The sequence below is a fragment of the Candidatus Nitrosopumilus sp. bin_6a genome, from assembly GCF_054095695.1.
On sequence record NZ_JBSWSR010000001.1, the window covers coordinates 384,317 to 409,939 of the forward strand.

At 33.6% G+C, this 25,623-nt stretch carries 32 protein-coding genes and 1 tRNA gene; 16 read left to right on the plus strand and 17 right to left on the minus strand.

Translation table 11 applies throughout. The annotated features are described in order from the left end of the window. Window positions 1–4 precede the first annotated feature (4 nt). Entirely contained in the window at window positions 5–481 is a 477-nt protein-coding gene (locus ACW9XA_RS02390) for an acyltransferase (RefSeq protein ID WP_457762808.1), read from the plus strand. On the opposite strand, the gene ACW9XA_RS02395 is transcribed toward ACW9XA_RS02390, so the two are convergent. From ACW9XA_RS02395 to ACW9XA_RS02415, 5 genes are read right to left on the minus strand one after another with little or no spacing between them, the layout of a single operon-like run. After that, the gene (locus ACW9XA_RS02395) at window positions 478–708 is read right to left on the minus strand and encodes a hypothetical protein (RefSeq protein ID WP_457762809.1); all 231 of its coding nucleotides are present in this window, start codon (window positions 706–708) and stop codon (window positions 478–480) included. The two genes, ACW9XA_RS02390 and ACW9XA_RS02395, sit on opposite strands and share 4 nt — an antisense overlap. Next, on the minus strand, window positions 705–1,697 hold the full coding sequence (locus tag ACW9XA_RS02400) for an MraY family glycosyltransferase (protein ID WP_457762810.1): 993 nt from the start codon (window positions 1,695–1,697) through the stop codon (window positions 705–707). The genes ACW9XA_RS02395 and ACW9XA_RS02400 overlap by 4 nt, the downstream gene beginning before the upstream one ends. After that, window positions 1,698–3,824, minus strand: a complete 2,127-nt coding sequence (locus ACW9XA_RS02405; RefSeq protein ID WP_457762811.1) for a DEAD/DEAH box helicase — start codon at window positions 3,822–3,824, stop codon at window positions 1,698–1,700. Continuing rightward, complete coding sequence (locus ACW9XA_RS02410) at window positions 3,821–5,908, minus strand: minichromosome maintenance protein MCM (RefSeq protein WP_457762812.1); 2,088 nt, start codon at window positions 5,906–5,908, stop codon at window positions 3,821–3,823. The genes ACW9XA_RS02405 and ACW9XA_RS02410 overlap by 4 nt, the downstream gene beginning before the upstream one ends. After that, window positions 5,889–6,419, minus strand: coding sequence for a hypothetical protein (locus ACW9XA_RS02415; RefSeq protein WP_457762813.1), 531 nt, complete (start codon window positions 6,417–6,419; stop codon window positions 5,889–5,891). Before ACW9XA_RS02415 ends, ACW9XA_RS02410 begins: the two co-directional genes overlap by 20 nt. A gap of 191 nt (window positions 6,420–6,610) precedes the next feature. Between ACW9XA_RS02415 and ACW9XA_RS02420 the strand changes: the two genes are divergently transcribed. Then, window positions 6,611–7,561: a replication factor C small subunit gene (locus ACW9XA_RS02420; RefSeq protein ID WP_457762814.1), complete on the plus strand. Its 951-nt coding sequence runs from the start codon at window positions 6,611–6,613 to the stop codon at window positions 7,559–7,561. A 3-nt stretch (window positions 7,562–7,564) separates the two neighbouring features. Here ACW9XA_RS02420 and ACW9XA_RS02425 read toward each other — a convergent pair. The 3 genes from ACW9XA_RS02425 to ACW9XA_RS02435 form a co-directional block, all read right to left on the minus strand. Next, window positions 7,565–7,648 (minus strand) — tRNA-Ser (locus tag ACW9XA_RS02425). 75 nt (window positions 7,649–7,723) lie between these two features. Next, window positions 7,724–8,272 carry a 4Fe-4S dicluster domain-containing protein gene (locus ACW9XA_RS02430; protein WP_457762815.1) on the minus strand — a complete coding sequence of 183 codons (549 nt, stop codon included), beginning with the start codon at window positions 8,270–8,272 and terminating at the stop codon, window positions 7,724–7,726. A gap of 106 nt (window positions 8,273–8,378) precedes the next feature. Further along, window positions 8,379–8,888 (minus strand): 4Fe-4S dicluster domain-containing protein, encoded by a 510-nt coding sequence (locus ACW9XA_RS02435; RefSeq protein ID WP_457762816.1) that lies wholly within the window; start codon window positions 8,886–8,888, stop codon window positions 8,379–8,381. A gap of 128 nt (window positions 8,889–9,016) precedes the next feature. On the opposite strand from ACW9XA_RS02435, the gene ACW9XA_RS02440 reads away from it, so the two are divergent. Then, complete coding sequence (locus ACW9XA_RS02440) at window positions 9,017–9,682, plus strand: translation initiation factor IF-6 (protein WP_457762817.1); 666 nt, start codon at window positions 9,017–9,019, stop codon at window positions 9,680–9,682. On the opposite strand, the gene hisS is transcribed toward ACW9XA_RS02440, so the two are convergent. The 3 genes from hisS to ACW9XA_RS02455 form a co-directional block, all read right to left on the minus strand. Further along, on the minus strand, window positions 9,663–10,946 hold the full coding sequence (gene hisS / locus ACW9XA_RS02445) for a histidine--tRNA ligase (protein WP_457762818.1): 1,284 nt from the start codon (window positions 10,944–10,946) through the stop codon (window positions 9,663–9,665). The two genes, ACW9XA_RS02440 and hisS, sit on opposite strands and share 20 nt — an antisense overlap. A 192-nt stretch (window positions 10,947–11,138) precedes the next feature. Continuing rightward, window positions 11,139–11,537, minus strand: a complete 399-nt coding sequence (locus ACW9XA_RS02450) for a hypothetical protein (RefSeq protein ID WP_457762819.1) — start codon at window positions 11,535–11,537, stop codon at window positions 11,139–11,141. A 55-nt stretch (window positions 11,538–11,592) separates the two neighbouring features. Further along, entirely contained in the window at window positions 11,593–12,186 is a 594-nt protein-coding gene (locus ACW9XA_RS02455) for an HD domain-containing protein (RefSeq protein WP_457762820.1), read from the minus strand. Window positions 12,187–12,232: 46 nt separating this feature from the next. On the opposite strand from ACW9XA_RS02455, the gene ACW9XA_RS02460 reads away from it, so the two are divergent. From ACW9XA_RS02460 to ACW9XA_RS02485, 6 genes are all read left to right on the plus strand, one after another. Then, window positions 12,233–13,222, plus strand: a complete 990-nt coding sequence (locus tag ACW9XA_RS02460; RefSeq protein WP_457762821.1) for an aldo/keto reductase — start codon at window positions 12,233–12,235, stop codon at window positions 13,220–13,222. A gap of 49 nt (window positions 13,223–13,271) precedes the next feature. Continuing rightward, window positions 13,272–13,991: a hypothetical protein gene (locus tag ACW9XA_RS02465; RefSeq protein WP_457762822.1), complete on the plus strand. Its 720-nt coding sequence runs from the start codon at window positions 13,272–13,274 to the stop codon at window positions 13,989–13,991. A 58-nt stretch (window positions 13,992–14,049) separates the two neighbouring features. Next, window positions 14,050–14,268 carry a hypothetical protein gene (locus tag ACW9XA_RS02470; RefSeq protein ID WP_457762823.1) on the plus strand — a complete coding sequence of 73 codons (219 nt, stop codon included), beginning with the start codon at window positions 14,050–14,052 and terminating at the stop codon, window positions 14,266–14,268. A 35-nt stretch (window positions 14,269–14,303) separates the two neighbouring features. Beyond that, window positions 14,304–14,489 (plus strand): hypothetical protein, encoded by a 186-nt coding sequence (locus ACW9XA_RS02475; RefSeq protein ID WP_457762824.1) that lies wholly within the window; start codon window positions 14,304–14,306, stop codon window positions 14,487–14,489. 48 nt (window positions 14,490–14,537) lie between these two features. Next, a complete protein-coding gene (locus tag ACW9XA_RS02480; RefSeq protein ID WP_457762825.1) occupies window positions 14,538–14,702 on the plus strand; it encodes a hypothetical protein in 165 nt (54 codons plus the stop codon). Window positions 14,703–15,087: 385 nt separating this feature from the next. After that, a complete protein-coding gene (locus tag ACW9XA_RS02485) occupies window positions 15,088–15,570 on the plus strand; it encodes a Mut7-C RNAse domain-containing protein (protein WP_457762826.1) in 483 nt (160 codons plus the stop codon). Here the strand turns inward: ACW9XA_RS02485 and ACW9XA_RS02490 are convergent. Together ACW9XA_RS02490 and ACW9XA_RS02495 are read right to left on the minus strand one after the other, a co-directional pair. Next, window positions 15,550–15,912, minus strand: a complete 363-nt coding sequence (locus ACW9XA_RS02490) for a DUF6659 family protein (RefSeq protein ID WP_457762827.1) — start codon at window positions 15,910–15,912, stop codon at window positions 15,550–15,552. The two genes, ACW9XA_RS02485 and ACW9XA_RS02490, sit on opposite strands and share 21 nt — an antisense overlap. Before the next feature lie 86 nt (window positions 15,913–15,998). Then, window positions 15,999–16,268 (minus strand): hypothetical protein, encoded by a 270-nt coding sequence (locus ACW9XA_RS02495; protein WP_457762828.1) that lies wholly within the window; start codon window positions 16,266–16,268, stop codon window positions 15,999–16,001. 83 nt (window positions 16,269–16,351) lie between these two features. On the opposite strand from ACW9XA_RS02495, the gene ACW9XA_RS02500 reads away from it, so the two are divergent. Then, complete coding sequence (locus ACW9XA_RS02500; protein WP_457762829.1) at window positions 16,352–16,528, plus strand: DUF1059 domain-containing protein; 177 nt, start codon at window positions 16,352–16,354, stop codon at window positions 16,526–16,528. A gap of 61 nt (window positions 16,529–16,589) precedes the next feature. Here the strand turns inward: ACW9XA_RS02500 and ACW9XA_RS02505 are convergent, their stop codons facing one another. Together ACW9XA_RS02505 and ACW9XA_RS02510 are read right to left on the minus strand one after the other, a co-directional pair. Beyond that, window positions 16,590–17,933 (minus strand): ABC transporter substrate-binding protein, encoded by a 1,344-nt coding sequence (locus ACW9XA_RS02505; RefSeq protein WP_457762830.1) that lies wholly within the window; start codon window positions 17,931–17,933, stop codon window positions 16,590–16,592. Next, the gene (locus ACW9XA_RS02510; protein WP_457762831.1) at window positions 17,881–19,344 is read right to left on the minus strand and encodes a DUF4200 domain-containing protein; all 1,464 of its coding nucleotides are present in this window, start codon (window positions 19,342–19,344) and stop codon (window positions 17,881–17,883) included. Before ACW9XA_RS02510 ends, ACW9XA_RS02505 begins: the two co-directional genes overlap by 53 nt. A gap of 390 nt (window positions 19,345–19,734) precedes the next feature. Between ACW9XA_RS02510 and ACW9XA_RS02515 the strand changes: the two genes are divergently transcribed. The 3 genes from ACW9XA_RS02515 to ACW9XA_RS02525 all read left to right on the plus strand — a co-directional run bounded on the left by ACW9XA_RS02515 (window position 19,735) and on the right by ACW9XA_RS02525 (window position 22,019). Continuing rightward, window positions 19,735–20,340 (plus strand): nitroreductase family protein, encoded by a 606-nt coding sequence (locus tag ACW9XA_RS02515; protein WP_457762832.1) that lies wholly within the window; start codon window positions 19,735–19,737, stop codon window positions 20,338–20,340. 37 nt (window positions 20,341–20,377) lie between these two features. Next, window positions 20,378–21,043, plus strand: coding sequence for a uracil-DNA glycosylase (locus ACW9XA_RS02520; RefSeq protein ID WP_457762833.1), 666 nt, complete (start codon window positions 20,378–20,380; stop codon window positions 21,041–21,043). A 184-nt stretch (window positions 21,044–21,227) separates the two neighbouring features. Continuing rightward, window positions 21,228–22,019 (plus strand): DUF72 domain-containing protein, encoded by a 792-nt coding sequence (locus ACW9XA_RS02525; RefSeq protein ID WP_457762834.1) that lies wholly within the window; start codon window positions 21,228–21,230, stop codon window positions 22,017–22,019. An 18-nt stretch (window positions 22,020–22,037) separates the two neighbouring features. Here the strand turns inward: ACW9XA_RS02525 and ACW9XA_RS02530 are convergent, their stop codons facing one another. Beyond that, a complete protein-coding gene (locus ACW9XA_RS02530; RefSeq protein ID WP_457762835.1) occupies window positions 22,038–22,586 on the minus strand; it encodes a DedA family protein in 549 nt (182 codons plus the stop codon). A 78-nt stretch (window positions 22,587–22,664) separates the two neighbouring features. Beyond that, entirely contained in the window at window positions 22,665–23,615 is a 951-nt protein-coding gene (locus ACW9XA_RS02535; RefSeq protein ID WP_457762836.1) for an MDR/zinc-dependent alcohol dehydrogenase-like family protein, read from the minus strand. Between the two features lie 88 nt (window positions 23,616–23,703). On the opposite strand from ACW9XA_RS02535, the gene ACW9XA_RS02540 reads away from it, so the two are divergent. From ACW9XA_RS02540 to ACW9XA_RS02550, 3 genes are all read left to right on the plus strand, one after another. Then, window positions 23,704–24,069, plus strand: coding sequence for a VOC family protein (locus tag ACW9XA_RS02540; RefSeq protein ID WP_457762837.1), 366 nt, complete (start codon window positions 23,704–23,706; stop codon window positions 24,067–24,069). Between the two features lie 41 nt (window positions 24,070–24,110). Continuing rightward, window positions 24,111–24,530: an archease gene (locus ACW9XA_RS02545; RefSeq protein WP_457762838.1), complete on the plus strand. Its 420-nt coding sequence runs from the start codon at window positions 24,111–24,113 to the stop codon at window positions 24,528–24,530. 78 nt (window positions 24,531–24,608) lie between these two features. Next, window positions 24,609–25,623 (plus strand): putative Ig domain-containing protein (locus ACW9XA_RS02550; RefSeq protein WP_457762839.1); only part of this gene is annotated, 1,015 nt, incomplete at its 3' end.

The following is a 25,623-nucleotide window of genomic DNA, read 5'->3' on the forward strand; positions in this document are numbered from 1 at the left end:
GATAATGGTAACTAATTTCATTTCAGAAAAAGCAAAAATTGGAAAAAATGTTCAGATTTGGCATTTTTCATATATTGGCAATGATGTAGAAATAGGAGACAATGTCAAGATCGGTTCTCTTGCCCATGTAGATTATGATGTAAAAATTGGTGAAAACACAAAGATCGAAGGTCAAGCATACATTCCACCACTTTCCAGAATTGGAAAGAATGTTTTCATTGGTCCGGCTGCAGTATTGACAAATGATCCTTTTCCAATGTGTGATAAAATGATAGGGGTTACAATTGAAGATAATGCAATAATTGGTGCTCGTGCAGTAATTAAAGCAGGTGTAACAATAGGAAGAAATAGTGTAGTTGCAATGGGTGCAATTGTGACAAGAGATGTTCCAGAAAATACTGTTGTCATAGGATCTCCAGCTTCAATCAGATACACAAGAGAAGAATATGATAAAAAACAAAGACAATGGAAAGAAAGTTAAATTTTAATTTCTTTTTTGAATATCCAGTTTTTTATTTTTGACAAAATTAAAATCCAAATTATAACTAATACTAATGCGATTATAGCTTGAATCACAGATGAGATAATCCAATCAAATTCTCCAAATCCAGAAACTGAAATTGGTCCAAGAAGAGTGACGATAATTCCACCCCCAACAATGATCAAACACCACATTGCAAACAAAAATCCAAAGAGCCCAGACTTCAAAGTGAAACTCCCATCATCAATGCAGTAATTACTGCCAAAACTCCTGAAAAAACTGCCAGTTTGAAAATTGCAAATCCTACTTGTTTTTCAGACATTGGGCCTCCTGCAAGAATTAATCTCACTAGAGTTACAGGTGCTTTCTTGTCATTTGTTGCCTTTAATTTGAAATCTTCAGTATGTTCTACAGGTTTTCCTTTGATTTGTCTATGTTCTACAACTCGCTTTACGCTTGATAGGAACAAAAATGAGTTGATTACTGCAGGCAACAAAGCAACTGCTGCAATAATTTCCACACCACCAACAATTGCAATACCACCATACATTGCACCCAAAGCTAAAGCTCCTGAATCTCCAGGAAAAATCTTGCTTGGAACTTTATGAAATTTGTAAAAAGCTAATGAAACAACTCCAAGCGGCAAACTTACGACTGCAATCTCATAGTTTTGTACAATAAATAAACAAATTGATAATGAAAAACTAGCAATTACCATAAATCCACTTGCAACACCATTTAAAACATCAATAGAGTTGATTGTGTTTCCGGTAATAGGAATCATGAAAATAATCAATACAAGATACAATACAGGAATTTGTACCGCACCAAACAATGGAAATGTCAAATTAGAATCATATGTACCTAATGCAATGATTGGAATTGCAGCTACAGCAAGTGCAACAGGTTTGAACCATCCACCCATGACTTTTCTATCATCAACATACCCAATTACAAACGCTGCAGATGTCGTAATCAGTATAGCAAGAATCTCATTTAGTTGTAAAAATGCATAAAGAATAATTTCAGATATAATAATTCCTGCAATAATGGCAGGACCGCCAGGTCTTACTACCATTACATCTTCTTTTTTGTTCATGTCTTTTACTGCAAAATTTCGTTTTTCTAAAAATTTGATTAAAGGTGGTGTCATGATATAGACCACAGCAAATGCTGCAACACATGAAATTATAGTGGGAATCAGTAAATCAATCAATTATCTAACCTTTCGTAACTCAGCTTTTATGTTATCCGCAATGGTTGAACCAATTTTATCAATCTCTGCTAATTTATTCACAGGGATTTTCCTCAGATCATCTAGATTTTTGATTCCATTTTTAAAAAGAATTCTAGCCCTTACTCTTCCAATTCCTTTAATCCTGACTAAATCAAGTAATTCGTCTTTTATCCCATAGACCACTCTATTTCTCAGATCACCTAATTCCTGAAGTAAATCAGCCCTCTCCACATGCTTAGAAATCTCCCTAAGGCAATAAGATAGCCAATTAGCATTCTCAGTCATCCGATGCATGTCTCCAGACTCGATTCCAAGGCTGTCAGAGAGAGACAATTCAGTATATTCAGAAATCCAGTATTGTAAAGCCAAAAGACTGCGTGAGCAATCATATTCTGAGATAGGCTCTAGTAATTGTGATGAATTATTTTCAATCATCAAACTGGCAGTTTCATAATCTTTTTGTCGAAGAGAGAATTTTGGAAAGAATTCTTCACAATTTGTAATTAAATGTAAAAATCCAAAAGTATGTTTTTTTTCTTGTGAAACGTTTTCAATTGAATCTCTAAAGTATGTTGCAGTTAATGGATCTATGTATAACATAGAGGTCTTTTTTCCAAATTCAGTTGCAGCATACCTTTCACCTTTTTTGACTATCAGAAATTTGCTAGAAAGAAAACGTAATGAAATATCAATTGCAAATTTCAATGTAGGCTTTCTTGATTGTAGTCCTCCTAATGTTTGTAAAAAGAATTCAAGGATTTCTTCTTTTTTAATTCCTGGGTGTGTAACTATTACACTCAAGATGTGTGTTCGTAAAGACTTGTCATCAGTAATTTTTGATTCGATAGGTTCAGGTTCTCCATTAATGTAGTATTCAATTAGATCCTCAGTGTTACCATTTCCAACAATTATTGATTCCCCATAATCATCATATTGTGGTCGTCCTGCTCTTCCACAAAGCTGTTTGTATTCTAAAATACTAATTGGTCTGTTTGCCCCAACTTTTGCATTATACCTATTTACATTTGAAATGACAACTCTTCTTGCAGGGAGATTGACACCTGCAGCTAAAGTTGGAGTTGATGACAATAGCTTAATCGTGCCCTTGCGAAATTCTGCCTCAATTGTTTCTCTGCACTTTTGATTTAATCCTGCATGGTGAAATGCAACTCCTTTTTTTACAAGCAGAGCCAAAGTTTTCACTAATTCAGTATGTTCATTTTCTGATAGAAGTTTTTTTGATGTTTTTTCAAGATCAACAATGTCTTTTTTTTCTAGAATTTGTGAAATTGCATCAGCAGCTTTTGTTGCAAGTGATTTTGAGCGAGTTCTAGTCTCTGCAAAAACTAGTGATTGACCTCCTTGTTGTACAGATTGTACGCCTAAATCAATAGGAGTTCCCCTCAAACTACGCTCAACTTCAAATGTTTTACCATCACTCATTATGACTTGACCCCCATCACATACTCCTTCTGATAATGGAACAGGTCTCCAGTCATTTTTTACCAATTTGCATTCAAGCCAATCTGCAATTTCATCTGAATTTGTTATTGTTGCGCTTAGACCAACTATCTGTGGTTTTGTTTCCAATAGTTTTAGTTGTGTTAAAATCATTTCAAGTGTAGGACCTCTACTTTCATCTCCAATCAAATGTACTTCATCAGAAATTACTAATCCTATATCATCAACCCATTCAGCACCATGTCTAATAATAGAATCCATTTTTTCATTTGTTAAAATTAAAACATTACTTTTCTCTAGATTTTTTTCAATATTTTCAAAATCTCCAGTAGATATTGCAACCTTGATCTTATTTCCTATAGCTATTTTTTCCAATTTTTTAAACTCTGTGAATTTTTCAGCAGCTAGTGCTCTTAATGGACTGAGATAAATTACCTTTCCTTTATTTTGGGATAAATAACTCAACATTGCAAGCATTGCAATCAAAGTTTTTCCACTTGCCGTAGGAGCTGAAACTAGAATACTTTTTCCATCTAATAATCCAAATTTCACACTATCAGCTTGTGGTGGATATAATTTTTCAAAACCTTGTGATTTTAAAAATTCAATTGCAGACTCGGGAAGTTTTAATTTTTCTATATTCATACTCGGTTATAATGACCGGGTTTTGATTCATAAATAGATGCTTCTCTAAGCATTCTTCGGATATAGTTTCTTGCCTCTTCTTCTGTGAATTTCTCACTTTTCTCTAGTTCTTTAACAAAAGTTCTCTCTTCAACGGGAACCTTATTGTCTCCTTCAAGACCTTTTAGCACATCCATGAACAATTGCATTTTTGAAACTTCACTTCTTGGTTTTCCTTGCAAGACGCCAAGATCTACCTTACCAGTATTGACATCAACTCCTGCATCTTGAAGCATACTCTGAATTAGGAATATTGCACGCTCGGCATCTTCCTCCTCTACCTTATCTTTCATAAGTAATCTTGCCCTTGCAGTGGAGAGTCGAATAATTCCTTCCAATTGTCTAGGAGTGACTGTAATCATTTCTTCAGATTCTACATTTCTCATCTGTAGATAATAATCCAGTATTTTGGCTTCTGCCTCTTGTGTTAATTCAGGTTCGCCGCGTTTTGCATATGACAGATATTTTGTTAACAAGTCAACTTCAATGACTGATTTTTTATCAGTCCCTTGTGTTGTGTTCCTTCGAATAATGTGTTTTGCAATTTGCATATCTCTTTCTTTAGTTGGAATATCCCTTACAACAAATATCAAGTCAAATCTTGTAAGAAGGGGAATTGGAAGATTTACATTTTCTGTAATATTTTTGAAAGGGTCATATTTTCCATACATAGGGTTTGCTGCAGCCAAGATAGAAGTTCTTGCATTTAGTGTAGCTACAATACCACCTTTTGCAATACTTGCAGATTGTTGTTCCATGACTTCGTGTAATGCACTTCTGTCTTCGGGTTTCATCTTGTCAAATTCGTCTATGCTTACAAGACCTTGATCACCTAATACAACAGCACCAGCTTCTAGCATCATAATTCCTGTTTTGTCTCTAACTACAGCAGCTGTAAGTCCTGCAGCTGTAGAACCCCTACCAGAAGTATACAAACCTCTTGGAGCAATTCTTGCACAAAACTTTAGCATCTCAGATTTTGCAGTACCAGGATCTCCTACTAAAAATACGTTAATGTCTCCTCTAATCTTACTTCCATCACCAAGCAATCTTTGATTAGAGCCAACAATAAGTAAGAGAATAGCTTCTTTGATCAATGTTTGACCTTGAATATGAGGAGCAAACGAATCTATCAGTCTTTGATAAACATCAGAGCTTTGACTAAGAGATTTGATTAATTTTTCTTCCTCAGGAGAAATTTCTTCTCTGCCAATTTTTCTGTCAGTTTTAGAACCACGTCCACTTAGAAATTCAATATTATTTCCTTCAATTCTTAATCTGTACAATCCACTATGTCCTCTCTGAACTCCAGCAACAGATTCTTGCTCTACTCTGACCACACCAGTAAGAATAATTCTGTCTCCTGGCCTTGAATTATCCACCAAATCCTGCCTGGTTGTGACATCAATATAATGAGGCAGTTGCCCAGGAGGCAAATCTTCAGGAAGTTCTTGTAATCTCAAAATTTGAAAATCGATAAACTTGCTTGCTTCTGGTTTTAATTCAAAGTCACGATGTTTACAAGACGGATTATCACAAACTATTGGCATTTTTACATCCATGCCTTTTAGTTGAATTACTTTGGTTTGATGTTCATCAGGACATACAAAGACTAGTTCTTTTGCAAGGGGTTTCACTTCAGATGCACGAACTACCATTCCAGAAACACTGGTAATTTTTCCAATTGTTTCAGCATTGATTTGTCTTAAACTTCGTTCTAATGGGAAATTGATTAATCTTACACGAACCTCATCTTTGATTTTTTCTGCATATTCAGGAAATCTTGTTTGTAATGCTTCTTTGATTGCTCTTGAAAAAGCATCAAAAATTCTATCAGGGTTTTGTGAAAAGATTGCCTCAATTTGGGGCTCTATCACCAAATCATTATAATCAACGATGATATACTTTGCATTCTTTGGCATCATCTCGTCGATTGCATCTACATACTTGTAATTACCATCTCTATCTTTGAATCGAGTAAGGAATTCCTTTACCTTATCAGATAATGCAGAGTCAGTAAATGTGCTAGCTTGAGCTGTGCTCATTTCTTTCTCCTCTTATTTGTTTTTCAAATTCCACACTATTATCATGTATTGTTTTATAGAAAACATTCTCCTCAACAGTTAGCTTGTTGTAAAGTTCTGAGTTTAGTTTAATGGAGTCTGCTATTTTTACCAGTTTGCCTCTTCTCATTCTAAATAATTCCAACATCATACTCTCAACTTTATCAAAATCATCACGATTCAATTCTTTCATAGATTCTTTTAGTTTGATGTAAAAGTGAGGATCAAGTGTAGAGATTTGATATTCGCCAACCATTTTTTCTTTAGATAGTGCTTGTTTTAGTTGCGTGATCATATCAGGAGAATCCAATGTGCCAATTTTATTATCTGCAAGAATTTTTCCTATCCATTGAGGCATGTTATTTGTATCGCCTTGTGAGCCTTCAATTTTCATTCCAGCCACATTATACTTGAAATCTTGATTTATCGTAACCTTAGCATCCTTTAGGCGGTATCCAATTGAATGCACTTTTTCTATTTTGTCTATTTCCATTTGAGATCACTTAATCTGATTTAGATCCTCAAGTAAGGGATCGATCAATTCTGTTAACAATTTAGTGAGATCAATTGATCCTAATTAATTACAGGCTGATCGGGTAAAATTATACATGATTTTGATTTTAACATATAGGATATTACAATAACCAATTCGGATTTATTAATGGGATTTAGTCTTTGGTACACATGACTGCAACTGGAATGTGGGTAGAAAAATACCGTCCAACGAAACTTTCTGAAGTTGTTAATCAAACTGAGATTATTGGGAGTCTGGAAGCTTTAATCAAAGACCCAACAGATATGCCTCATTTGATGTTTTCAGGATCCGCAGGAGTTGGAAAGACTACTGTTGCATTATGTATTTCAAGACAGATTTTAGGAGATTATGCTAAAGACTACACATTAGAGCTAAATGCATCTGATGAGAGAGGTATAGGAATGGTCAGAGAAAAAGTAAAGAAATTCTCTAGATTTGCAGGTATGGGAGAAGTTCCATTCAAGATCATCATATTAGATGAAGCAGATGAGATGACTGCTGATGCTCAAACAGCATTAAGACGAATAATAGAAGATACTGCTAAAATTTGCAGATTTATTTTCATTGCTAATAATATTTCAAAAATCATAGATCCAATTCAAAGTAGATGTGCCACCTTCAAGTTTACATCAATTCCAGAAGAAGATATGATTGAAAGACTAGATGATATTGCTAAAAAAGAGAAGGTAAAATCAGATAAAAAAGGTCTAAAGGCAATATACGATTATTCAGAAGGAGACCTAAGACATGCAATCAATCTATTGCAGGCAACTGCAAGTCTTGGTGCAATTACAGAAGAACATGTAAAATCATCAGCTGGATTGACAAAAACTACTGATGTTGATGAAGTTCTAAAAATTGCACTTTCTGGCAAAGTACCAGAAGCAAGAGAAAAAATGATTGAGTTAATCAAAGTTTATGGAATGTCAGAATCAGATTTTTTAAAATATCTAAACTCGGCAGTGTTCAAATCAAAACATGACAAACTCACAGACATTCTTGAGATAATTGCAAAGTATGATTATAGAGTTCTAGTTGGAGCAAATTCCGAAATTCAATTATCTGCAATGTTAGCAGAATTAGCTAAAGTGGAAAATTAAAAACGCAGAGAGAGGGATTTGAACCCCCGTATGCTTGCGCACACAGGCTCTCAAGGCCCGCGCCCTACCGAGCTAGGCGACCTCTGCAAAAAATCTTGGATAAAAGCGGTTAAAATCTGTTGAGGTAAAATAGAAAAATAAGAAAAAAGAAAAAAATTCTTTTTAATCGTGTGCGTGTGGGTTTTCAGAACCAGATTTCATAAGTACATATGTTCCGGCTGCTTTCTCGTGCCATTCTTGGTTAGAAGATTCGATACGAATTGCTCCTTCAGGACAGATTTCTTGACAAGCCATACAAACAGTGCAATCGTGTTCTCTGATTGGCATTGATTTGTCTGTATAATCTAATCTCTCATCTTGTTCTGTCAAGCCAGTACCGTCAAAAGTTTGACCAATAACATCTTTTGCTAGAATATCTTTTTCGGTTCTGTACCATTGGAATGTTTGAACTGGACATACACTCATGCATGAACCAGCTGCTACACAGGAATCCCAATCGACTGCAACAGAAGTACCATGAATTCCGAGAGGAACTTGTTCTTCTCCTCTTGCTTCATAGGCTGCTTTTACATCATCGTTTGAGAATGCTGCACCATCAGTTCTTCCCTCACCCCAAATCCAGTGGAAATTCTCACCATCAGAATGGCTTGTTTTTCCTTTTGGTTTTACATCGTTGTGACAAAAGTCTTCAGGTATTTGTAGATCTACCATGATGAATAATATTTTGAAATATTATTTAAATCTAGACAAAATTAGTGTAGACTAAATCTAAAAAAGATAGAAAAATCAAAAAGTTCTAGGTTTAGATTTGTAAAACTCACAAAGTTTTTGCAGCACTTTCGTGTTTTTCAACATTTGATTGATCAACTTTGATAGCTGCTGGTGGACATACTGAAACGCAAGCCATACACCAAATACAATCATGTTCTCTGATCGGATCTGCTTTATCTGTAAGATCTTTACGTTCATCTTTTACATCACTGCCAGTTCCTGAAAAGGTTTGACCAACAACATCTTTTGCTGGAATATCTTTTTCGGTTCTGTACCATTGGAAAACTTGTACAGGACAAGCTTCAATGCAAGCACCGTCAGCCACACAAGAATCCCAATCAACTGCAACCATTGTACCACTTACACCAAGAGGAACTTGTTCTTCTCCTCTTGCGGCATATGCTGCAATAACATCTGCATCAGCTAATGTTTCAGCTTGTGAACCATCAGTGTTTTTGGTTTTACCTGGACCCCACATAATATGGAAATTTCCATCATCGAGGCTAATTTTTCCGAGTGGCTTTAGACCTTCAGGGAAATTTTCTGCTATTGGCATGATACAATATTTTTTGAGTTAATATTTAAAGCTAGATAGCTGTTCAGTGAACAGATAAGTGAATAATCGATCAAGCATGAAGGAAAATTTCCTTACGTTCATAACGATCAGGGATCAATTTACTGGATATGGATATTATCAAGTTTGATGTGTATAGAGGGCCAAACCTCGGAGTATACATCAGTGTAAACAATAGTATAGGATTGGTTCCAATGGGATTTGCAAAAACCAAAGCTGATAAACTTGCAAAGTATCTAGACATAGAAATTCATCACACTGCAATTGCAAATACAAGATTAATTGGAGCATTGTCAGCAATGAACAATAAAGGAATTTTACTTCCAACTACAGCATATCAAAATGAATTTGATTATTTGAAAGCAGAAACTGATTTAGAAGTTGGAGTATTAGATACAAAATTCAATGCACTTGGAAATGTAATTTGTGCAAATGATAAAGGAGCAGTTGTATCTCCATGGTTATCAAAACAAGATTGTCAAACAATCTCAGATGTTTTAGGAGTAGAAGTAATTCAGAAAAAAATTGCAGGATTTAATCAAACAGGGGTTGTTCTTGTTGCAAATAATTCAGGTGCTGCCATTCATCCAGAAGCAGATGAAGAAGACATGAAAACAATAGCAAATGTACTAGGCGTGAAAATAGAGCAAAGTTCAATCAATAATGGTATTCCGTATGTATCATCAGGCATATTGGTAAATGATCACTGCGTAGTTGTTGGTTCATTGACTAGCGGACCTGAAATAATGATGTTGACTAGAGCATTTCTAAATTAAGAATAGATTTTGGATCTTCAGTTAGTTTTTCTAATGAAATTGTTCCCTCAGTTCCATTTATCATGTCTTTAAGTACAACATTTCCGTTTTCTAGTTCTTGCGGTCCTACGATAATTGCAAACTTTGCATTTGTTGCAATATCCATTTGTTTTTTCATATTACGTCCTGCCAAATCAATATCAGTTGGAATATTGTTTAGACGTAATAATGATGTAATTGAATGAGCAACTTTTTGCATCTCTTCATTAATGTACAGTACTGCAACCCTATTTTGTTTTGATTCAGATATTATTTTTTGTTCTTGCATTGTCAACATTATTCTCTCAACTCCACCTGCAACTCCAGTTGCACCAATATCTTCTCTATTGAATGCTTTAGTTAATGTATCATATCTGCCACCACCAGCTAATGCACCAAGTTTTGAATTTTTATCAAATACCTCAAAGACAATTCCAGAATAATAATCCAATCCTCTTACAATTCCGAAATTAATTCTAACATTTGAAACTCCTCTATTTTCTAATGAATCAATTAATGCTTTGAGTTCATCCCAAGAATTTAATTGGGAAACATCAAATGTTTTTTCTACTTCTGAAATTGTTCCCTTTATTTGTGAAAACTCTAGAATTTTTTCAAGTTTCTCAGTTTCATATCCTTTCTCTTGAAATTCTGTTAAGATTTGTTCTTTTGATTTTTTTGCAATCTTGTCAACTGCACGCAAAATATCTGCAACAAGTTCTGGTTCATTTGAATCAAATACTTTGTTAATATAAGATTCTACAAGATTTCGATGATTGATATCAATTGTAATATCCTTAAGCAATAAAGAATCAAACAATCTGGATGTTATTTCTATGATTTCAGCTTCTGATTCAAGGCTAGCTTTACCATAAATTTCAATGTCCCATTGGTGAAAATACCTGTATCTTCCTTTTTGTGGTTCATCATATCTAAATACTCCACCAAATGCCGAGATTTTTGCTGGAAGCTTCATTGATTTCTGTGATGTCGCGTATCTTGTCAATCCCATTGTAAAATCAAAACGTAATGCTACTTCTCTATCCCCCTTATCTTTGAAAAAGTAAATTTCATCACGAATGCCAGGGCCAGATTTTGTCTCCAATGTAGAAAGTAATTCAATCGGAGATGGATCCATAAATGAAAATCCATACAAATTTGATAATTTCTTAAAATGTAATCTGATATGCTCAATGTTTGCATTTTCTTCACCCTCAAAGTCTTTCATTCCACGTGGTAGTTCCAAGATAATTAGATGTTGAAATGTAGTGATTTAGATATTTCTCTGATAGTAAGCAATAGGCTTAATTGAACATCAAAAATTGTAGAATGTCAACATGAAAATAACCATAAAAGAAGGATGGAGTGAGAAAAGTAAGATGGCAGTTTTTGCCATTATTGGAAGTCTAATTGCAATTATTGCTGTTGTAATACTGGATTAGTTTCTTTTTAGAGAAAATGCAGATATCCAATAGTGCATTATTTTTCTATTCAATTCTACAAAAGCATCTGCATTATCATTCCATGTTTTAGTTACATTCTTTGCATATTCAATATTTGAAATTGTAAATTTGTTACATACTGTACGATATTTTGTTGTTTCTTCACCCATTGTGTTTAGGATGTCTTTTGCTGCCTTTGGGAATTTGTATCCTGAACTTGATAAAAATTCTGTGTATAAAGAAGTGTTTGAATCTACTGCATGTCTCCAAGATTTGTAACATTCGTTTTGTAAATCAAATAGCGTTTGTTGAATGTGTGGGACAGTATGTTCGAGTTCTGTGAAATATTTTTTGTTAATTTCTTCAAATATGTTAGAATCGTGATTTTCACTCATAATTTTTCTACAAAATTTAAGGATTTAAGATTTTTGAAGGAATTCATGTCAGATTTTATTTTGATTTAATTGATAATGGTCTCTGACCATACTTTATGAAAATCAAATTTGCACTTTCTAAAAGGGCTTGCACATATGGATAATTAGGATTACAAATAAGATCATTTTTAATGATATTCAGATAATGCCTATTTTGTTTTACTTGTCGTAATTTTTTTGGTTTTGATGCCTCATAGTTTTTTAATTCACTTAGGTTTGCTGAAATATCACAAAGCTTGAGTAGTTTTGCACTAAATGATGCTTCTTGTAGTTGAATTACATATGCCTGCTCTCGTTTTTTTCTAGACATTGTCATGTCTTTAGACAATGATGACACTAGTACTGCTATCTCGCTTTCAAATTGATCATATAGATCATCAAAAGTCGTAGTTGTATTTTCTATTGTATCGTGAAGCCACCCTGCACAAAGTAATTGTTCATCAATCACACCCAAACTTTTGAGTCTATTGACTACATCATCAAGATGTTTTGAATAAGGAGTGATTCCATCTACTCTGAATTGACCTGCATGTTTGTTCTTTGCAAATAATTCAGCACTTTTTACTAGATCCAAATAATTTTCTACAATTACTAAGACGAGTTTCTTCAATATTAGCCAAGTAAACTATAATTTCAAAGAGAGATCTCATCACATCATGTCAATTGAGAAAACTGTTCTTGGAGAAGACCTTGAAATTTGCAGAATTCTTAATGGAATGTGGCAGGTGGCAGGTGGGCATGGTCAGATTAATTCTAAAGATGCAGTAGAAGACATGGAAAAATATCAAGATGTAGGATTAACAACATGGGATTTGGCAGACATTTACGGTCCTGCAGAATCGTTAATTGGTGAATTTAGAAGAAAAATAGGAGAAAGAAAAAAATTTCAAGCACTTACAAAATTTGTTCCAAAACCTGGACCAATGAGCAACAGCATAGTGACTCACTACATTGAGCAGTCATTACAGAAAATGGATACGAACTGTATTGATTTGCTCCAATTTCATTGGTGGGATTATAATGATCTTAGTTATCTTGATGCATTAAACAATCTAGAAAAATTACAAAAGGAATGTAAAATCAAATACATCGGATTAACAAATTTTGATACAGAACGAGTTAAAATCATCAGAGAACAAGGGCATCAGATCGTATCAAATCAAGTTCAGTATTCCATTTTGGATCAGAGACCAGATAAGATAATGACTCCATTTTTTGTAAAAAATGGAATAAAGATCCTATCTTACGGAACCTTGCTAGGAGGATTTTTCTCTGAGAGATATCTAGGGACAGATGAACCACAAAGAGACAGTCTAATCACATCTAGTCTTCAAAAATACAAAAACATGATAGATGCATGGGGAGGATGGAACCTGTTCCAAGAGTTGTTATCAGAACTAAATAATATAGCACAAAAACATGACTGCAGTATAGCAAATGTTGCAACACAATTTGTGTTAGACAAACCACAGGTAGCAGGAGTAATTATCGGTACAAGACTAGGAATTGCAGAACACAGAGATGATAATATCAGAGTATTTGATGTAAAACTAGACTCACAAGACATCTCATCAATAGAAAGTATAACTGCCAGATCAAATGACTTGTTTGAAGTGATAGGAGATTGTGGTGGAGAATACAGATAGAGAATTTCAGATATGGAAATTTATACGATAAAGCAACAATTAGTATGACTTGACTGAAAAAGTTTTGCCAAAAGAAAATTCTGATTTTAGTCTCCCAGGAAGAATCGATGAGAGTAACTCGGCATATTTTGAATCTGAAATAGAATCAAAATCAAAAAGTAAAGTACTGGTCATATTTGGAATTACATTTACACTAGTGGCAGCAGGAATATTTTCATATTATTTTCTAAATCAAAACGAGATTGACACCCAAATTTTGGAAAATACTGCATTTAAGACGCTAGAGGAAAAGATGGTAGATCATTATGGTGTCGGACAGTTTGGAAGTGAGCATGCGCATGCAGCATTAGCAGTTTTTGTTAATGGAGACAAGATTGATTTTTCTCATCCTCAGTTCCAAATTCAAAGTAAATACATTCATTTTGAAAATGACAATCCATATCTGATTCATAAACATGCAACCAATGTCCCATTAGATATGCTGTTTACATCATTCGGAATGGAAATAACATCTGAATGTATTGTGTTAAGATATGAAAAAGATGCAGAAAAGTATTGTAGTGATTCAGAAAACCACATGACATTTTTGGTAAATGGAAAATCTTTTTCAAACATTAATCTATACGAGATAAGACACAATGACAGGATTTTGATTTCGTTTGGCAACTCAGAATCAGTTTCAAAACAGATGCAATACTTAGAAGGACTTGAAATTCACGACATTCCAAAAAGTAGCAAGTTAGTTCCTGGAAAAGACATATCAGTTTGATCACAGAAAATAGTTCTAATGAATAGTGATCCTTTTACGTAATTATGCAAAAAAAAATATGGCAGATTGTGCTCATACTTGGAGAAAGAAGCTGAGATTGCAAGAACTGATGATTATTGCAAAAAGGGAAATAAATGCAGGAGAAGAAATCGATTTGGTTTATGAAATATTAGAGGACGAAATGGATGCACGCTGGAGATTTGTAGGGAGTACAAAAAGACAATACCTAGAAGAAATAAAGAAAATTTTGGCAAACAAGTATGTTTTAACAGTATAAAATTAGTTTTTAAGATATGAAGTAGTATTGTAAGTATGGTACTTGCATACATTGGAATTGCAATAGGAGTTTTGATAGTAACAATATTGATTGTAAAAATTGTGAAGACTAGTCCACGAGAAGTTGCAGGAATTGATGCTTATTGTAAGAAATGTGGATTAGAAACAAGGGGGCTTAATTGTCCAAAATGTGAGAAAGGATCTAAATCATTTGGAGTTTAATTCACATTGTGTAGTGATGTTTTAATTGCATAATTGTGAAAACAATGTATGTCAGAGGTAATCACAGAATATTTTACCTGTAAAATTTGTCAGCAAAACTACCCCATATCATGTGAAGAAATGAAGGATGCTCCAACAACATGTAACAATTGTTGGTTAAAGATGGAGATTTGGCAAAGATATGATAATTCTGGTTTGAATATTGAAAGTTAATTATTTTTAAGATTGTTTATAGTTGGTAACATATTGGGTTCAAAGATAGATTGTCAATGTATAAAATGTGATTGTAAAGAAAATTTTGAAATTATAGATGGTGAAGAACTGTTGAACTTGATACAGCATGGAAGGTTAACAGACAAACAAATTGCATTCTTAAAGACAAGAATAGATAGCAAAATTTGCAAGCAATGTTTTATGGGCAAACACAAGTGAGAATTTGCAACAAGCTAAAGTATTTGATCAGTGATTTTCAGTTATGAAGGATTCTACAAAGGGAGTAGTAGCAATTATAATTGCAATTATTGCATTTTATGGCACAATGAGTGTATTGTGGAGATTGTGAGAAAATTTCTTTATTGTGATAGAATTTAACGGAAGTATGGTTGTTTTTCTAGTTGATGCGATGTTGGGCAACATTGCCAAAAAATTACAACTGTTAGGATTTGATGCTGAATATTGTTCAGATATAGAAGATTTGAAATTAATTGAAAAATCTAAAAATGAGCAAAGAACAATAATCTCAAAAGATCGTGAATTAATTGCTAGGGCAAGAAAACAAAATATCATATCTGTTCACATAACAAAAGAAAATGAAATTGAGCAATTTTTGGAAATTCTTCAACAAATTCCATTAGAATTCGATTCAATTTCTGGAGATACTGCAAGATGCACAAAATGTAATTCTTTAACATCACAAATTGGCAAATCAAAGATTTCAGATAAAATTCCACAAAAAGTTTTAGAATTTAATGAAAAATTTTGGAGATGTGATAAGTGTAATCAAATCTATTGGGAAGGTACACATATCAAAAAAATTCAAGAATTTGTAGAGAAAGTGAAACTAGGGCGAAATAGAACATAAACGCATTATTTTTTGAGCGGTTTTATCAATATCCACATTAGGTTCTGCAGAGATAAAGAGAACTTTATCGCCATACAAAAAAGTAAAAGTCACAACATTCTTTCTTCTTGCAGCTGCATATTCCACAGGTCCAAGATTAGCATCAAAATCTTGTCTGGTTCTAATTCTCAATACTGCTTCAATGAACATTTTCTTTCTTTCTTGATCATTTTTTAGAGGTTTTACTCCATCTGAAAAAGAACCTTCAACTAGGTTACCCATCATGTCCAAAAAACCAGCAAAACGAATCTCAGGCTCTTTCAATAATAATTCACATTTTTGGCTCAAGGATTCATTAGACATGCTTTATCAACTAGATTTCTGTTGATAAAAACCATAATTAAATTGTCAGCATTGAAGATAAGAACAAAACTGCAGTATTCTAAAGATCATACATATTTTTCATATAATTGAATCAACATCAAATTGATTTTTTCATTTTCATGATCTCCCCAGGAATCAGATTTTATTCTGATGTGAATATTATTTTCTTCTAGGTTTTTTGTGACTATAGGATACATCATTCCAATAAAGAAAGATTTCTTGTCCAAATGCATTTGTTCTGCCTTGTGTTGGAAATAACTAATCCATTCAGATTCTTGGTCTTGAAATGTTTCAAAAATTATAGACTGGATTTTCTCTTCAATTTCTCTATTCAATAAATAGTAAAAGCATAGTTTCGATTTAGATCTTTCTATGATTTAAGAATATAAGATAAATATATCATATGAAGAAAAATACCATGGTAAAAAGCATTAGCTGCTCAGATGCAGGAAAGGACTGCTCATGGTCTGCAACTGCAGATTCTGAAGAAGAATTGATGAGTAAAGTTACTGAACATGTGTTATCTGATCACAAAGAGATAGAACTTAATGCAGAAAATATTTCAAGCATTAAATCACTAATCAAAGAAGTATAACTATGCAGAACTGCAATTTTTTAATATAATCTTAGTAATATAATATTAAAAAAGAAAAAGATTAGTTAGTAGGAACTACAATTCCTCTATCTATCATCTTGAGTGCTGATTCTGCCTTGAGGCACATTGCTACACCGTTTGATGCTTTCATTACAAGACTATATCCTTCCCGACATTCAACTTCTGCGACATCAACGCCAGCAGTCATTTGTGTTCGTGGAGAAAGCCATGCTAGTTGCATGTCTTTTGCCTTTTCAATGAATTCTTCTCTAAGTTGTTGCTTTTCCTCGTTAGAAAGTTCAGATGCTTTTTCACGGAGTTCTGCCTTGTAGGCTTTCATCTCTGCTAATCTTTCATGAACATCAGATCTTCGTTCATCAGACATTTTGAATTTCATCTTCAGCATGTGTTCTTTGTACTTCATCTTGATTTCAGAGCGTTTCTTATCAGATTCTTCTCCGAATTTTGCCTCGAATTTCTTTCTGATTTCATCTGTTCTTTCATCAGAGATGTCACGTTTGTCCATGATCATGGCCTTTAGACGGTCAGACTTTTCAGAGAACTTCTCCATTTTGTCATGTAGTCTCTCTTTGGCAACATCAGACATTCTATCCTTTGCGACATCAGACATTCTATCAAAGTCATGAGGCATAGCACCAAAGTGTTCCATCTTGTAGGATTTCTTTTCTTCAGGCGTCATCTGACACCATTCAGATGCCTTTTTGACAAACTCAACATCAAATGTACTTGCTGCAAGTTCTTCATCAGTTAGTTTACAGAATTTCTCATAGTCCATGTGAACAGTTTTTCTATCATGCATTTTATCTTCCATATGGGCTTTGTATTCGTCTTTGTATTCTTCAATGAATTTCATTCTTGAATCTTCATCAGTTAGAATACAGTAACGGTTCATCTTTTCAACATAGTCTTCTGCTTTGTCATGTTCTGCAACATATGCTTTTTTCTCAGCATCAGTCATGTCACAGTATTTGTCTAGCATCATTATCATGTCTTTTTTGTAATCCATACGATAGTCTTTAGCATAATCTCTTAGTTCTGCTCTGATTGTGTCTCCATGTTCCTTGATCAAGTCATCAATTTCATCCTGCTCCTCTTCAGACAAGTCACAATAATTTGCTAGTCTGTCAGCGAATGGTACAAGTCGTGGATGATCTGCAAACAGTTGACGTTTTTCTTCGTCAGTCATTTCACAGTATCTATCAAGCAAGTCATCTAGATCAAAATTGCGGTCTGTAGGGAAATGTTCTGCAATAAATTTGTCAATTGCATCTTCTCTTTCTTCTTCAGACAGTTCACAATAATTGAGTAATCTTTCTGCAAATTGTTCTAGCCTAGGATGAGGCTGTAAACTGGAAGGTTGTTTCTGCTGAATTGTTTGCCCCATAAAATGCCTTTACGGTGTACGTGTCACTAACCCATAATGGTCCATCAGCTAAAATAGTATGTGTGAATGTACCATCAGTATTTACATCAATTTGTGCAATATCAACCCTATCAGAACCTGTAACGGTTTGAAGAATTACAGGAGTTCCTTCATGAATAGTTGTAACAGTCCCTGAAATTATAATATCATCACCTGAAAAGTAGATATTAGTTGGAGTTGAAATAGTTAGGGTTGTACTAATTGGAATATCATCAGTTGGAATTTCAATTTCGGTATCATTTTCTGTATCATCAGTTTCTGATGGATCGGTTTCTGATGTATTAGTTAATCCCAAATCACCAATGCCACTCAAGAACCATTGACTTGCAATTTTACTTTGTGGAGATAGAATTTCAATTACAGCTGCTTCAGTATCAGAATTAAATTCTTCAGATAAATTGATGCTTAGTTTCAAAGTTCTAACTTCTCCAGTATTGGATACTTGAGCGATTACAATCATAGAATCCTTATCTCCTCCAGGTCCAGATGATGATAACCTTGCTTTACCAAATACAATATCGTAAATTTCCTCTTCACCGATTGATATTTCACCACCGGTTACACGGAATTTTTTGGCCTTATCACCAGTAACTTGATTTTCTAAAAACAATTGTCCGTTTAGTGTTTGAACATTTGATGAGTTACTTATTTCAGATGCCTCTCCGTCAAAAGAAAGTGTGAATGATTTAGTTATAGTATCTCTGTTTTTGAGATTTCCAAAGTATTCTCCGCTTTCATATTTATCTAATAATTTTTGAAGTCGTTCTTCCATTTTTTGGATTTTTTGTTCTAGTTCCTCGATGATTTTCTTTGCTCTTTGCTCTGAAAATTGAGCCTTTTCAGATAATTTTGCTTCACGCTCAGCAAACTTTTCTGCGTTTCTAGCTTGTTTTTCATCTCGTTTCTCTTGTGCTTTAGTTAATTTCTCATCTTGTTTCTCTTGTGCTTTAGTTAATTTCTCATCTTGTTTCTCTTGTGCTTTAGTTAATTTCTCATCTTTTTTGGATTGTTTAGATTCATTTTCTTCATCATCATCTTCTGATTCTATTTCAAATGTGATTACACTGACAACTTGGTCTTTAGATAAACCAGTTAAGAATACAATTTCATCAATAGTGGTTTGTTCATCAATCCATTCAATTTCATATTTTGATTCTTCATCATTAATCTCGACCTCAATTTTTGCATATCCATCTTCTACTTCTACCTCAATTTCAATTTCATCTTCAGTTTCGTCATGAGAATCTGCAAATGCAATTAAAAGAGGAGTATTCAAGATAGTTTCATCAGTTGAAATAAGGTTAGAACCAGGATAAGCAGCCATGCCTAAAACCAGTACTGAAAATAAGAATAATGTGCTAATTGCTCCCATGATATTCAATTTTTAAGGAAATTTGTTAAAAGCATTACTATCATTTGTAATGATTCTCAAAATATAAAATAACAATGAGGAATTTACTAGAATTTTTCGTTCTAAATTAAAAATATTGATTATAATCAGAGAAAAAAGAATTGTTGAATAAAAGATCTGAATTAATGAAATTTGAAGAGATTGTTAGTTGTAGTATTTGAACACGCATTTTGTTAAGTAAAAAAATTATAACATAAATCATGAAGTGTATTGGAAGAACAAAACTAGACCATGGAATAGTCATACACTATCAAAATAGTTCTGGCAACATAGAGTCATGTTTTATTGAAAATTATTCAAGAGATTAATTCAGTCGAACAAAATTAAATACAAAGACAGAATTAAAGTATTATGGATACACTTGAAGCCATAAAAGAACGTCGCTCTATAAAGAACTATGACACAAATCACAAAATGACAGATGATGAAATAAATCAATTATTGTCTTTAGCAATTTTATCTCCTACATCATTTAACATGCAAAACTGGAGATTTGTTATAGTAAAAAATCCAGAAATTAGAAAGGAAATACGTTCATTAGCATGGGATCAAGCTCAAGTTACAGATGCATCTTTGCTACTAGTCATTTGTGCAGATTTAAAATCATGGGGAAAAGATCCTGCTCAATATTGGAAAAACGCTCCAAAAGAATCTCAAGAATTTCTTGTGTCTGCAATGGAAAAATTTTACAAAAATAATAAAGAATTACAAAGAGACGAGGCAATGAGATCTTGTGGAATTGCAGCTCAAACAATCATGCTTGCTGCGAAATCTATGGGATATGATTCAAATCCAATGATAGGTTTTGATACTCAAAAAGTATCTAAAATTATCAATTTACCAGAAGATCATGTGATTTCAATGTTAATGGTAATTGGAAAACAAACCAAGCCTGCAATGCAGCGTGGAGGACAGCTTCCACTGAACAAAGTAGTGTTTACTGACAGATTTCCATAATAACAATAATTTAGAATAAATTAAAACAAAATCATCATTGAAAACAATTCAATCATTAAACAAAAAAATTGCAAATTGCCAAAAATGTCCTAGATTATCAGCGTATATCCGTGATGTTGCAAAAAACAAGGTAAAACGCTTCAAAGATGAAAAATATTATGGTAAACCACTTTCAGGTTTTGGAGATATCAAGGCTAAATTACTAATAGTTGGATTAGCTCCAGCAGCTCATGGTGGAAACAGAACAGGTAGAATGTTTACGGGAGATTCATCAGGAGACTGGCTTGCCAAAGTAATGCACAAACATGGATTTGCATCCATTCCAACTAGTCACGCATCAAATGATGGATTGGTATTAAACAATGCATACATTACAGCAGCAGTAAGATGTGCACCACCTCAAAACAAACCAACAAAAGAAGAAAGAGAATCTTGTTTTGGATTTTTAGAACAGGAAAAAGAAATTCTAAAAAATATTACAACTATACTTTGTCTTGGAAAAATAGCATATGATACAACCTGTAAACTTTACGGGGTAAAACCAGAAAAATTTGGTCATAATAAATTATACACATACAAGGACTTCAAAATTTTAACATCGTATCATCCGTCAAAACAAAACACTCAGACAGGTAGACTTTCATGGACTCAATGGTCTGCAGTGTTTTCAAAAGCAAAAAAACTAACAAAGATCTCAGATTAAAAAGGGATTAGGATCTACTTTTTATTTGATAACTGTGTATAATATACCAGAAAGCTGACACAATTTCCTATTGTCTGAATACTGGTAATTGTTTACCGGTCCGAGCATACAGCAGGACTGTGTAAAGGTTAATCCGCGCCGGTCAGCTTTCAAATTTTTAAAATACGTCAAATAAAGTCACATCATGAACATCAAGATTGGATGTACTGGTTGGAGCTATAAAGGATGGTCTGGAACATTTTACCCTAAAAACTTAGAAAGTTCAAAATGGCTAAAATACTATTCTCAGATCTTTGAAATTACAGAAATCAATTCCACATTTTATAAAATTCCTGCTCAAGAGATTGTAAAAAGATGGAATGCAAATACGCCTAGACATTTTAGATTTACAGCAAAATTTCCATCAATAATTACGCATGAAAAGAGACTAGATAGAGTAAATTCAGAAATTTTTTCATTTTTGGCTTCTCTTTCCCCAATCCATGAAAAAGTTTCAGCCCTGGTGTTACAGTTGCCGCCATCACTGTCATTTGAAGAAGCAAAACCAAGATTAGGTGAACTTTTTGATTTGCTTCCAGACAATTTTGTATATCCTATCGAAGGTAGACATGAGTCTTGGTTTTCAGAAGATGCAATAAAATATCTAAAACAAAACAAACACTGCCTTGTATGGAACGAAGTTGCAGGGGTGAATAATCCAATGCCAATTACATCAAACTATCTCTACATCAGATTGATAGGAGATCGTTCTATATCAGACTCAGAATTTGGAAGAGTTGTAAAAAACAAAGATGCAATTGTTGCAAGTTGGGCAAAAAAACTAGAAAAAATAAAAAACATTCCACTTGCAATGGTAATGATAAACAATCATTTTGAAGGATTCAGCCCACATACAGTAAATTCTTTAAGAATGAATCTGGGAATGCGGGAATTAATTTGGGAAGAAAAAAAACAGAAAACTTTGGGTAATTTTTGAAATAAATATTTTTAATGATTAAGGTAATGTCGGAATTGCACTAGTACTAAGACCAATTGCAGTTCCAAAATAATATCCAGACAAAATAGTTCCACTAGACCAAATGCATGAACCGCCAAATGTATACAGGACAAATTTTGGAATTCTCATTTTGAGTAACCCTGCAGGAATTGAAATCATCTCTCTCATTACAGGAACCATTCGTCCCAAGAAGACTGCCTTGTCACCGTATTTCTCAAACCATATTTCAACTCGCTCTAATTTTTTATCATTTACTTTAACAAACCTCAAATAACGAAGTAATACGACACGTCCAAGCTTTAATGCAATTAAATAGATCGCTGAGGTTCCAACAGTTGCACCAAGTGCACCAAGAATAATCATAGGAATTATTCCTAACAAAGTCACACCCTGTTGGGATGCTAGAAATCCTGCAGTTGGAAATATTGCTAGAGTAGGAATTGGTGGAACTATAGTCTCAAGCAATGCTGCTAAGAATATTCCTTCGTAAAGATGCTCCCCTAAAAAATCTGCAATCCATATTAGAAAAGAATCAAAGGGTTCCATTTGCTTCTGGCAATAAAATCTTACTAAATTACCTTACGAGTAAAAACTACATAATATTAGGCATAATTTTTGCAGAAATCAAGGTTTGAGAAAAACTTTTAGAGTTTCAGGTTTTTTTGCATGTTCAATTGCTTCTGAAAACTTTTCCAAAGGAAAAGTAGAATCTATCATAGAGTCAACTGAAACCATTCCAGTTGCAAGCGCATCTATTGCAGGTTTGAATAATCCGCAACGAGAACCAATCATAGTAATCTCATTGACTACTGCAGGAGTCAAATCGAGATTTTCCTTTGATGCAATAGTTGATTTCAAGATTACAATTCCACGAGGTTTGACTAGTTTCATAGTATCAGCAAATCCAGAATTACTTCCAGTAGCTTCTACTACCAAGTCAAAAGATTGTTTATCAGATTTTTCAATACCGATTTTTATTTTTACGCCAATGTTAATTAGATTCTCAAGTTTACTTTTATGTCTGCCAAAACATGTAATATTAGAACATGTGAGTTTTAGAACGCGTATAATTAATTGAGCTAATCGTCCATCACCAACGACTGCAACTTTCCATTGAGGTTGTAGTGACACTTGTTCTTTAATTTCAAATGCAGCAGCTAATGGTTCAACAAAAACTGCTTGTTCATCAGTTATAGAATCAGGTATGATGTGTAGATTCTTTTCTGGTAATGAAAGAAATTCAGCAAATGCACCATCCCTTTTCAAAATTCCAAGGACTGCTCGATTAGGACAGTGTCTATCCATTCCTTTTTTACAAGATTCACATAAACCACAACCTGTATTGATTTCACCGACAACACGTTTTCCAATTAAACTAGGATTCTCTGCTTTTTCCACAATTCCAACAAACTCGTGACCTAAAATTCCATCATATTCCATATACCCATCTAAAATTTCCAAGTCAGTTCCACAAATGCCAGCTAAATTAATTCTGACTAAAACCTCTCCAGGTTTTGGATCAGGATAATTTTCATCATATCTAGTATTTTTTCCATCAAAACACATAGCTTTCATAAAAAGAATAATGCTGTTTTCTAATTTTAAAATAGTGAAATTCTAAAAATGAAGCTCATTTTAAATAATTTAGGTTCATCAAAAATACATGCCAAGAATTTCTCACTTTGATATTCCAGTAGACAATCCAGAAAGAGCTCAAAAATTCTACACCGATGTATTTGATTGGAAGTTTGAGAAATGGGATGGACCAATGGATTATTGGATAGCAAAAACTGGAAAAGAAGAACCAGGAATTGATGGAGGAATGTCAAAGAGAATACCAGGACAAATAGGCATGACTAACACAATCAATGTTCCATCAATTGATGTATTTACAAAAAAGATCACTGAAAATGGAGGACATTTGATTATTCCTAAAATGGCAATTCCAAAAGTTGGCTGGTTTGCACAATGTACAGATACGGAAGGAAACATGTTTGGGATAATAGAAATGGATGAAAAAGCAAAGTAATACCACCTAAATTAATAATTGGAAAAAATACACAATTTCAATTGAGCTACGAGTTTCTAGATCATGCAACAGATGCGATAATTGAGGTAAAAGCAAATAATCTCAAAGAAGCATTTGCGGTGGCAGCTGATGCAGAAATTAATCTTACACTAGATCAAGACAAAGTAGAAGAAAAAGGTCAAAAGAAGTTTTCTGCCAAGGGAAAAGACCTACGTTATCTTTTGTTTAGTTGGCTAGAAGAAATTCCATTTGTATTGATTACTGAAGGATTTGCAATCAAAAGACTAGAGTTTGATATTGAAAGAAATGATGGATACGCAATTAATGCAACTGCATATGGAGAAACGTTAGATGTAAAAAAGCACAATTTCAAAGTAGAGATCAAGGCTCCAACATTTTATGACATGGAAATCAAACAAAACGATGATGGTGTCTACATGAGATTTTTGTTAGATTTGTAAAAGTTGTGAATAATTCTTTGCAAATTCCTAGAACAAATTATACGCGTTTTTTAAAAGGCCAAACTGCAATAGCATCTTATGAGAACAAAAATAGGGTTATTTTCAATATTTTCATTAATTCTTTTAATGATTATTCCCGTACATGCAGATGTTACATCTCTTTCATTAGAAAAGAGTTTTTACACAATTGATGAAGATTTCAAAATTATTGGAACACAAGAAGGAAAGGAAATTGTTTATGTGATTATTCGTGATCAGGGTGGAAATTATAGAGGAATGGTATCAGATCCTACAACAACTCAAGGAGAATTTGATGCAATTCCAAGAGCTGTTTCACTATTCTTTGACAACAAAGGAATTTACAATGCAACTGCATTTACAGATAGTCAAAAAGAAGTCAATGGGACATCCATACTGTTAGAATTTGATGGGAAGAAAGTATTTGAAATTCCTAGTTTTGTGCTAGAGTTAAAAGGAATTTCTGACAAAACAGTAGAAGTTGAAAAGACCATAACATTTACAGCTGTTCTTATAGATAGTTCGATTAAAGATTCAATTTTTAGTTTGAATAATGAACCCACGGGGGCAACTATAGATTCTAAAACTGGGAAATTTGTATGGACACCATCAAAATCACATGGAAATATTCAAGATGTTCACTATAATTTTGAGGTCATAGTTAAGAAAGGAAGTCAAGAAGATAAAGAAAAAGTCACGATTACAGTAAAACAAGCATATGTTGAACCAGAACCTAAACCTAAACCAACTAAAACAGAGCCTGAACCTGAAAAAACAGTTGAATTGGGATTAGCAGCGTTTGTAGATACAGCAAAGGATCCACAAAGCTATGTTGACAGATACAACAATGAGGCAAATTATAAGAAATGGTTTGATGAAAACTATTCACAGTATGATTCTATTTACCAAGCAGTAGGATTAGATGAGCCATTACTTATTCCTGCACCATTTGTAGATACAGCAAAGGATCCACAAAGCTATGTTGACAGATACAACAATGAGGCAAATTATAAGAAATGGTTTGATGAAAACTATTCACAGTATGATTCTATTTACCAAGCAGTAGGATTAGATG

Excerpts from the sequence above, each read along its gene's own strand:
- ACW9XA_RS02390 (WP_457762808.1), top strand. The coding sequence starts at position 5 with ATGGTAACTAATTTCATTTCAGAAAAAGCAAAAATTGGAAAAAATGTT.
- ACW9XA_RS02405 (WP_457762811.1), bottom strand. The coding sequence starts at position 3,824 with ATGAATATAGAAAAATTAAAACTTCCCGAGTCTGCAATTGAATTTTTA.
- ACW9XA_RS02410 (WP_457762812.1), bottom strand. The coding sequence starts at position 5,908 with ATGAGCACAGCTCAAGCTAGCACATTTACTGACTCTGCATTATCTGAT.
- ACW9XA_RS02415 (WP_457762813.1), bottom strand. The coding sequence starts at position 6,419 with ATGGAAATAGACAAAATAGAAAAAGTGCATTCAATTGGATACCGCCTA.
- ACW9XA_RS02420 (WP_457762814.1), top strand. The coding sequence starts at position 6,611 with ATGACTGCAACTGGAATGTGGGTAGAAAAATACCGTCCAACGAAACTT.
- ACW9XA_RS02430 (WP_457762815.1), bottom strand. The coding sequence starts at position 8,272 with ATGGTAGATCTACAAATACCTGAAGACTTTTGTCACAACGATGTAAAA.
- ACW9XA_RS02435 (WP_457762816.1), bottom strand. The coding sequence starts at position 8,888 with ATGCCAATAGCAGAAAATTTCCCTGAAGGTCTAAAGCCACTCGGAAAA.
- ACW9XA_RS02440 (WP_457762817.1), top strand. The coding sequence starts at position 9,017 with ATGGATATTATCAAGTTTGATGTGTATAGAGGGCCAAACCTCGGAGTA.
- ACW9XA_RS02450 (WP_457762819.1), bottom strand. The coding sequence starts at position 11,537 with ATGAGTGAAAATCACGATTCTAACATATTTGAAGAAATTAACAAAAAA.
- ACW9XA_RS02460 (WP_457762821.1), top strand. The coding sequence starts at position 12,233 with ATGTCAATTGAGAAAACTGTTCTTGGAGAAGACCTTGAAATTTGCAGA.
- ACW9XA_RS02470 (WP_457762823.1), top strand. The coding sequence starts at position 14,050 with ATGGCAGATTGTGCTCATACTTGGAGAAAGAAGCTGAGATTGCAAGAA.
- ACW9XA_RS02475 (WP_457762824.1), top strand. The coding sequence starts at position 14,304 with ATGGTACTTGCATACATTGGAATTGCAATAGGAGTTTTGATAGTAACA.
- ACW9XA_RS02480 (WP_457762825.1), top strand. The coding sequence starts at position 14,538 with ATGTCAGAGGTAATCACAGAATATTTTACCTGTAAAATTTGTCAGCAA.
- ACW9XA_RS02485 (WP_457762826.1), top strand. The coding sequence starts at position 15,088 with ATGGTTGTTTTTCTAGTTGATGCGATGTTGGGCAACATTGCCAAAAAA.
- ACW9XA_RS02490 (WP_457762827.1), bottom strand. The coding sequence starts at position 15,912 with ATGTCTAATGAATCCTTGAGCCAAAAATGTGAATTATTATTGAAAGAG.
- ACW9XA_RS02500 (WP_457762829.1), top strand. The coding sequence starts at position 16,352 with ATGGTAAAAAGCATTAGCTGCTCAGATGCAGGAAAGGACTGCTCATGG.
- ACW9XA_RS02505 (WP_457762830.1), bottom strand. The coding sequence starts at position 17,933 with ATGGGGCAAACAATTCAGCAGAAACAACCTTCCAGTTTACAGCCTCAT.
- ACW9XA_RS02510 (WP_457762831.1), bottom strand. The coding sequence starts at position 19,344 with ATGGGAGCAATTAGCACATTATTCTTATTTTCAGTACTGGTTTTAGGC.
- ACW9XA_RS02515 (WP_457762832.1), top strand. The coding sequence starts at position 19,735 with ATGGATACACTTGAAGCCATAAAAGAACGTCGCTCTATAAAGAACTAT.
- ACW9XA_RS02525 (WP_457762834.1), top strand. The coding sequence starts at position 21,228 with ATGAACATCAAGATTGGATGTACTGGTTGGAGCTATAAAGGATGGTCT.
- ACW9XA_RS02530 (WP_457762835.1), bottom strand. The coding sequence starts at position 22,586 with ATGGAACCCTTTGATTCTTTTCTAATATGGATTGCAGATTTTTTAGGG.
- ACW9XA_RS02535 (WP_457762836.1), bottom strand. The coding sequence starts at position 23,615 with ATGAAAGCTATGTGTTTTGATGGAAAAAATACTAGATATGATGAAAAT.
- ACW9XA_RS02540 (WP_457762837.1), top strand. The coding sequence starts at position 23,704 with ATGCCAAGAATTTCTCACTTTGATATTCCAGTAGACAATCCAGAAAGA.